The organism is Allobosea sp. 05T438 (assembly GCF_056396025.1).
This window is the reverse complement of record NZ_JBFTKQ010000011.1, coordinates 180,340-186,953: the sequence shown is the minus strand read 5'-3', so window position 1 is coordinate 186,953 and position 6,614 is coordinate 180,340. Positions and strand designations below refer to the sequence as shown.

The following is a 6,614-nucleotide window of genomic DNA, read 5'->3' as shown; positions in this document are numbered from 1 at the left end:
GTGCGGAAGGTGGCTCAATCCTTCCGCGCCGCATCCTGGCTCAATGGAAGCGGCCCGATACCCCGCGCCTCGCGGCGCTCCGCTGCCCCTCCTTGCGAACGCCCGCGTGAAAACGCGGGCGGGCGAAGGCATGCGCGTCAATGCGGGCCGGACAAGGCTCCGGAGCCTCCTGTTCGAAGATGCTCGGCCAAGCCCTGGCATGACGCGAGAGACGGGGCGATCAGGAACGGGGAGCAGGATCATGACGTGGGAATCCTCGCAGACGCCCGAGCAGGCGCAGTGGGAAGCCGACTACAAGCGGCAGCGCGCCCGCCAGCACCGCATGATCGTCGATGCGCTCAAGGTCTGGTCCTTCTGCCAGCACAAGCCCTGTCGCCGCGGCGGCACCTGCCACAACCCCGATCCGCGACTTCTTCGCCGCGATGCCCGAGACCGACAAGCAATATCTCCGTCTCGCGATGACGGCGCGCAGCGCCGGGCTCGGCCCCGAGGAGGCCGACCGCGAGGCGCGGCGGCGTCTCGACGCGGACGAGCAGGCGAGAACGAAAACCCCGCAGCCGGCGCCTCCGCCCGCATCCACGCCGCCGGCGGCCGTCAAGGCGAAGCGCGCCGCGCGGCCGCGGCCGCCTTGCGACGAGGCCGCGCATGCCGCGCAGGTGCGGCAGGCGCGGGATGCCGAGCGCGACGGCGCGTTTCTGTCGCGGCCGGGGCGGGCGCTCAGCCCGGCTCGCCGGCGATGACGCCCTTGCGCAGCAGGAAGCAGCCATAGGGGCGGGGATCGCCGACCTGCACCACCGCGAAGGCGCGCCGCGCCGCCTCGTAGAAGGCGAAGCGCTCGATGCCCGCCAGCGGTTCGGAGCGGCCGAGCGCCGCGTCGATCTCGGCCTGCACGGCGCGCTGCACCTCGGGAAGCGCCGCCGCATCCCCCACCACCTCCATGCGCCGGAGCGGCTCCGGCTCGAAATCGTCGATCGGCAGCACGAAGAGGACGGCGCGCGCGGCGCGCGGCATCGTCAGGCCGGGCAGGCGGATCAGCCTGCCGCTCGTGGTGGCGCTGGCGATGGTTTCGGCCGGGTGGTTGGCGTCGACCAGAGCGAGGTCGTCGCCATGGCCCATCGCGGCGAGCACCCAGAGCAGGTCGGCGGAGAGGACGGGGTCGAGGTTCTTCAGCATGGGCGGCGGCCCCTGTTCGTCAGATAGATGCGGGCGGCGTTGCCGCCGAAGATCGCGGCGCGCTCCGGTTCGGAGAGCGTGGCGGTGAGCCGCTCGGCGGCGGCGTGCCATTGTCCATAGGAGGCGGCGAGGGTCGCGACCGGCCAGTCGCTGCCCCAGAGCAGGCGCTCCGGGCCGAAGCAGGCGAGGAGATGCGCGACGGCCGGTGCCAGCGCCGCGTCGGTCCAGCCCGGCCCGGCTTCGGTGACGAGGCCGGAGAGCTTGCAGGCGGTGTTCGGCCGGGCCGCCAGCGCGGCGATGCCGCCGCGCCATTCGGAGAGGTCGGCGCCGGCGAGATCCGGCTTGGCGCCGTGGTCGATGACGACGGGCAGTTCCGTCTCGCGCTCCAGCAGGGTGAGGAGGGCCGGGAGCTGCGGCGGCTTGACCAGCGCGTCGAAGACGAGGCCGTGCGGCTTCAGCGCCGCGAAGGCGGGGGCGAGCTCGGGCCGGGCGAGCCAGTGCGGATCGGAAATGTCCTGCACCATCGGGCGCAGGCCCACCAGCAGCGGGTCCGCCGCCAGCGCGGCGATGCGGGCGGGGGCATCCGGCGCCTCGAAATCCGCCCAGCCGACCACCCCGGCGACGAAGGGGGTGGCGGCGGCGAGGTCKAGCAGGAAGCGCGTCTCGGCTTCGGTCGGTGCGGCCTGGACCAGGATGGTGGAGGCGATGTCGTGTTCGGCAAGATGCGGAGCAAGGTCGGCGGGCTCGAAATCGCGGTAGATGGCGCCCAGCGCAGGCGTCAGCCAGCCGTAATCCCCACGGGAGAGCCGCCAGAAATGCTGATGGGAATCGATGCGGGGCGGGCTCGTCACGGGGCGGCTCTCGCGGATTCAAGCGGATGCACGGGGCGGTATGACGACACTATGTGCACGCCAACATGTTAGCTTGCAACCGGTCTGAAAGAAGATTAGCGTCCTGCCCGATCGCGGAAGATCGAGGCGATATCCGCCTCATGCTCCGCGCGACATCAAAGGCCCGAAACGGGCCGCATTCAAGTCCTGGGGAGGACGCCGATGACCGACAGCATTCTCAAGCCGACCCGTCGTGTTCTGCTGGGTGGCGCGGCCGCCGCACTCGCCTCGCCGCTGGTGCTGCGGAAGGCGCAGGCGCAGGGAGCGTTCGACTGGAAGAAGTTCTCCGGCCAGTCGATCGACGTGCTGCTGGTCAAGAACCCGCGCTCCGACCTGATGCAGCAGGCGGAGAAGGAGTTCACCGAGCTCACCGGCATCAAGGTCTCGTCCGAGCAGGTGCCGGAGCAGCAGCAGCGCCAGAAGGCGGTGATCGAGTTCGCCTCGGGCAAGCCGAGCTTCGACGTCAGCGGCATCTCGCTCCATGTCCAGAAGCGCATGGCGGCCAAGGGCAAGTGGTTCGAGAACCTCGATCCCTACATCAAGAACGCCGCGCTGACCGCTCCGGATTTCGACTTCGCCGATTTCGGGGCCGGCCCGGTCGCCTATGCGCGGCAGGCCGACGGGGCGCTCGATACGATCCCGTTCTTCGTCGATTACTGGATGGTCTACTACAACAGGGAGCTCTTCGACGCGAAGGGCGTGGCCTATCCGAAGACGATGGAGGAGATGTTCACCGTCGCCCAGAAGCTGCACGATCCCGCCAAGGGCATCGCCGGCTTCGTCTCGCGCGGCCTGAAGAACGCCAACGTCCCGGTCTGGACCTCGCTGATGCTCGGGCAGGGCATGGAGACGACCTCGCCGGAGGGCAAGCTGCTCACCGATACGCCGGAAGCGATCTGGGCGGCCGATCTCTATCGCAAGCTCAACAAGGAGACCGGCCCGGCCGGGCAGGTCGGCTTCAACTGGAACGAGTGCCAGACCACCTTCATGCAGGGCCGTGCCGCGATGTGGCTCGACGGCATCGGCTTTGCCACGCCGCTGGAGGACCCGTCGAAGTCGCGCATCGTCGGCAAGGTCGGCTATGGCGTGACGCCGCCTGGACCGAAGGCGCATCACGCCGGCATGTTCGCCGACGGCATGGGCATCTCGCGCGGCTCCTCGAAGAAGGAGGCAGCCTGGCTCTACCTCCAGTTCATGACCAACAAGAAGAACCAGATCGCGATGCTCAAGGCCGGCGCCGGCGCGCCCGGCCGTTCCTCGGCCTATCTCGACACCGAGACGATCCAGCAGTCGAAGTTCGGCAAGCAGTATTTCGAGTGCCTGCTCGCTTCGGCCAAGATCGCGCGGGCCGGCTTGCCGCAGATCGTCCCGGTGACCGAGTTCCGCGACGTCTTCGGCGTGGCGCTGACCAATGCGATCGGCGGGGCGGATGTCGCGGCCGAACTCAAGAAGGCGACCGAGACTTTCGCTCCGGTGCTCGCCAAGAGCGAGCAGGGGTGAGGGAACGCGCGACGCGGGAGGCGTCATGGTCGGGCTTGTCCCGACCATCCACGTCTTCCTGGATCGCGTACCGTGTTCAAGACGTGGATGCTCGCCACAAGGGCGAGCATGACGATGGGTTCCCAACGAAGCAGAACGCATGACCAGCACGTCCCTGCCAGCCGACCTCGCCAGCGCGACGCCTCCGGGCGCCGCTGCGGCCTCTGCGGATTTCACGCCGCGCTATTGGCTGTTCTCGCTGCCGGCGGTGCTGGTGATCGCTGCCGTGATCGTCTTCCCCTGGCTGTTCACGCTCTACATGTCCGGCCAGGACTGGAAGATCGGCGGCGGCGTGGAGTTCGTCGGCCTCGGCAATTTCGCCGAGCTGATGAAGGACCAGCGCTTCATCGAGTCGATGGGGCATACGCTGTATTTCACCGTGCTGGCCGTGGTCCTGCCGATCGTGTTCGGCACGGCGGCGGCGCTGGTCTTCCACCGCGAGTTCCCGATGCGGGGCCTGCTGCGCACGATCTTCGTCATGCCGATGATGGCGACGCCGGTCGCGGTCGCGCTGGTCTGGACGATGATGTTCCATCCGCAGCTCGGCGTGCTGAACTACCTGCTCTCGCTCGTCGGCATCGGGCCGTCGGGCTGGGTCTACGAGCCGTCGACGGTGATCCCGACGCTGGTCATGGTCGAGGTCTGGCACTGGACGCCGCTTGTCATGCTGATCGTGCTTGGCGGATTGGCTGGGCTACCGCGCGAGCCCTATGAATCCGCGCTGATCGACGGCGCCAATGACTGGCACATGTTCCGGCACATCACGCTGCCGCTGGTCTGGCCCTTCATCATGGTGGCGATCGTGATCCGCACCATCGATGCGCTGAAGGCCTTCGACACGATCTTCGTGATCACGCAGGGCGGGCCGGGCACGGCGTCGGAGACGCTGAACATCTTCCTCTATCTGCAGGCTTTCCAGTTCTACAAGATCGGCTACGCCTCGGCCGTCGTGGTGATCTTCTTCGTCATCATCATCATGCTCTCGCTGCTGCTGCTCTATGCGCGGCAGAAGTCGAAGTGGAACGCGTGATGGGCCTGCTCCCGATCCAGAACGCGCGGTCGTCCCGGGCGACCGCAGGGAGACCCGGGATCCATGCCGGAACGCTGGTCCTTCGAGGCTCAGGCATGGATCCCGGGTCTTCGCTTCGCCGCGCCCGGGATGACGGCGAGGGTGTCGTCGGCGGGGGGAGGAATCGCCCATGAACCGCTTCGCCAAAAAACTCGGCTTCTGGGCCTCGGTGTTCGTGCTGGTCTCGCCGGCTGTGCTGGTCTTCCTCTGGATGATCTCGCTGTCGCTCAAGAACGAGCTCGACAACACCGCCTTCCCGCCGATCTTCATCCCCAATCCGCCGACGCTGAAGAACTATGTCGACGTCTTCGCCCAGAACAATTTCGGGCTTTACCTCTGGAACTCGATTCTGGTCACGGGTGGGGCGGTTGTGCTCGGGCTCCTCGTCGGCGTGCCGGCCGGCTACGGCATCGCGCGCGGCAAGGCGCATAAATTCGCGGTGCTGATCCTGGTCGCGCGGATGACGCCGGCCCTGTCCTACCTGATCCCGCTCTTCCTGCTGTTCCAGATCACGGGATTGGTGGGCTCGATCACGGCGCTGGTCATTACCCATCTCGTAATCACCATCCCGATCATCGTCTGGATCATGATCGGGTATTTCGAGAACGTGCCGATGGAGCTGGAGGATGCCTCGCGCATCGACGGCGCCACGAGCTGGCAGGCCTTCCGCCATGTCGCGCTGCCGCTGGCCAAGCCCGGCATCGTGGTCGGCGGCATCCTCGCCTTCATCTTCTCCTGGAACAACTTCATCTTCTCGGTGGTGCTCGGCGGCAAGGGGAGCCGGACGCTGCCATCGGCCGTCTACAACTCGCTGACCTTCGAGCAGATCTCCTGGGGGCCGCTGGCGGCAGCGGCGCTGCTGGTCACGCTGCCGGTGCTGATGGTCACCGTGATCGCGCAGCGCCAGATCGTCGCCGGACTCTCGGCCGGGGGCCTCAAGGACGGTTAGCTTCGAGGATCGCTTGTGGGCGGTTCTGTCTTCATACTAACATGTCAGTCACCATTCAGATCTGAAAGTCCCTCACATGGCCACCGACAAGAACCGCTTCGGCCTCTCCTGCGCAATCACGACCCCGATGCGGGAGGGCGGCGCCGTCGACCTGCCGCGCCTCGTCCATCATGCCCGCCATGTCCTGGCTCGTGGCTGCGACTCCGTCACGCTGTTCGGCACGACGGGCGAGGGTGCGGCGCTCGGGCTGCCGGCGCGGACGGCGATGATGGGAGCGCTGATCGGGGCGGGGATCGATCCTGCCAAGCAGATTTATGCCGGCATCGCGGCGGCCTCGCTGCATGAGGCGGTGGAGCAGGCGCAGCTGGCGCTCGATGCCGGGGCGAAGGGCTTGCTCGTCGCGCCGCCCTTCTACTTCAAGGGCGTCAGCGACGACGGGCTTTATGCCTGGTTCTCGCAGTTCTTCGAGAAGCTCGGCCCCTCCGCGCGCAACGTCGTGCTCTATCACATCCCGTCGGTGACCGCGGTGGATATCAGCGTCGGGCTGGTGCAGCGGCTGAAGACTGCGTTCCCCGGACTCGTCATCGGCGTCAAGGATTCGTCCGGCAGCTATGCCAACACCGAGGCGCTGCTCAAGGCGCATGGCGAACTCGCCATTCTCGTCGGCGACGAACGCCAGCTCGCCAAGGCGGTGCGCAACGGCGCTCAGGGTACGATCTGCGGCGTCGCCAATCTGGTGCCGGAGCTGCTGCGGCCGATGGTCTACGAGGGCAAGGACAGCCCGGTGGTGAATGCGCTGGTCGACGAGATCTGCTCGCATCCGGTGCTGGCGGCGGTGAAGGCGCTGGTCGGCCATATCCATGGCGATCCCGGCTATGGCGCGATGCGCCCGCCGCTGGAAGCGCTGGACGAGGCGACCCGCAAGCGGCTCTTTGCAGCCTTCGATTCGATCACCCAGGCCAAGGCCGCCTGAGAAGGACGCCGGAAGGAGGGA

General features: G+C 67.5%; 7 protein-coding genes. 5 read left to right on the top strand and 2 right to left on the bottom strand.

The genetic code is table 11. The annotated features are described in order from the left end of the window. The first annotated feature begins 422 nt into the window (after positions 1 to 422). Complete coding sequence (locus AC1DIN_RS20915) at positions 423 to 740, top strand: hypothetical protein (RefSeq protein WP_476811158.1); 318 nt, start codon at positions 423 to 425, stop codon at positions 738 to 740. Here the strand turns inward: AC1DIN_RS20915 and AC1DIN_RS20910 are convergent. Continuing rightward, a complete protein-coding gene (locus AC1DIN_RS20910) occupies positions 718 to 1,173 on the bottom strand; it encodes an RbsD/FucU family protein (protein WP_476811157.1) in 456 nt (151 codons plus the stop codon). The two genes, AC1DIN_RS20915 and AC1DIN_RS20910, sit on opposite strands and share 23 nt — an antisense overlap. Further along, positions 1,167 to 2,024: an amidohydrolase family protein gene (locus tag AC1DIN_RS20905; RefSeq protein WP_476811156.1), complete on the bottom strand. Its 858-nt coding sequence runs from the start codon at positions 2,022 to 2,024 to the stop codon at positions 1,167 to 1,169. Before AC1DIN_RS20905 ends, AC1DIN_RS20910 begins: the two co-directional genes overlap by 7 nt. A gap of 201 nt (positions 2,025 to 2,225) precedes the next feature. Between AC1DIN_RS20905 and AC1DIN_RS20900 the strand changes: the two genes are divergently transcribed. The 4 genes from AC1DIN_RS20900 (at position 2,226) to AC1DIN_RS20885 (ending at position 6,593) form a co-directional block, all read left to right on the top strand. After that, positions 2,226 to 3,563 (top strand): ABC transporter substrate-binding protein, encoded by a 1,338-nt coding sequence (locus AC1DIN_RS20900; protein ID WP_441473012.1) that lies wholly within the window; start codon positions 2,226 to 2,228, stop codon positions 3,561 to 3,563. Positions 3,564 to 3,702: 139 nt separating this feature from the next. Continuing rightward, positions 3,703 to 4,632: a carbohydrate ABC transporter permease gene (locus AC1DIN_RS20895; protein WP_476811155.1), complete on the top strand. Its 930-nt coding sequence runs from the start codon at positions 3,703 to 3,705 to the stop codon at positions 4,630 to 4,632. A 169-nt stretch (positions 4,633 to 4,801) separates the two neighbouring features. After that, positions 4,802 to 5,620, top strand: a complete 819-nt coding sequence (locus AC1DIN_RS20890) for a carbohydrate ABC transporter permease (protein WP_476811154.1) — start codon at positions 4,802 to 4,804, stop codon at positions 5,618 to 5,620. A 76-nt stretch (positions 5,621 to 5,696) separates the two neighbouring features. Next, a complete protein-coding gene (locus tag AC1DIN_RS20885; RefSeq protein ID WP_476811153.1) occupies positions 5,697 to 6,593 on the top strand; it encodes a dihydrodipicolinate synthase family protein in 897 nt (298 codons plus the stop codon). Positions 6,594 to 6,614 lie beyond the last annotated feature (21 nt).

What these genes read in the sequence shown, in the direction of transcription:
- AC1DIN_RS20915 (WP_476811158.1), top strand. Translation starts at nt 423, where the DNA reads ATGCCCGAGACCGACAAGCAATATCTCCGTCTCGCGATGACGGCGCGC.
- AC1DIN_RS20910 (WP_476811157.1), bottom strand. Translation starts at nt 1,173, where the DNA reads ATGCTGAAGAACCTCGACCCCGTCCTCTCCGCCGACCTGCTCTGGGTG.
- AC1DIN_RS20900 (WP_441473012.1), top strand. Translation starts at nt 2,226, where the DNA reads ATGACCGACAGCATTCTCAAGCCGACCCGTCGTGTTCTGCTGGGTGGC.
- AC1DIN_RS20895 (WP_476811155.1), top strand. Translation starts at nt 3,703, where the DNA reads ATGACCAGCACGTCCCTGCCAGCCGACCTCGCCAGCGCGACGCCTCCG.
- AC1DIN_RS20890 (WP_476811154.1), top strand. Translation starts at nt 4,802, where the DNA reads ATGAACCGCTTCGCCAAAAAACTCGGCTTCTGGGCCTCGGTGTTCGTG.
- AC1DIN_RS20885 (WP_476811153.1), top strand. Translation starts at nt 5,697, where the DNA reads ATGGCCACCGACAAGAACCGCTTCGGCCTCTCCTGCGCAATCACGACC.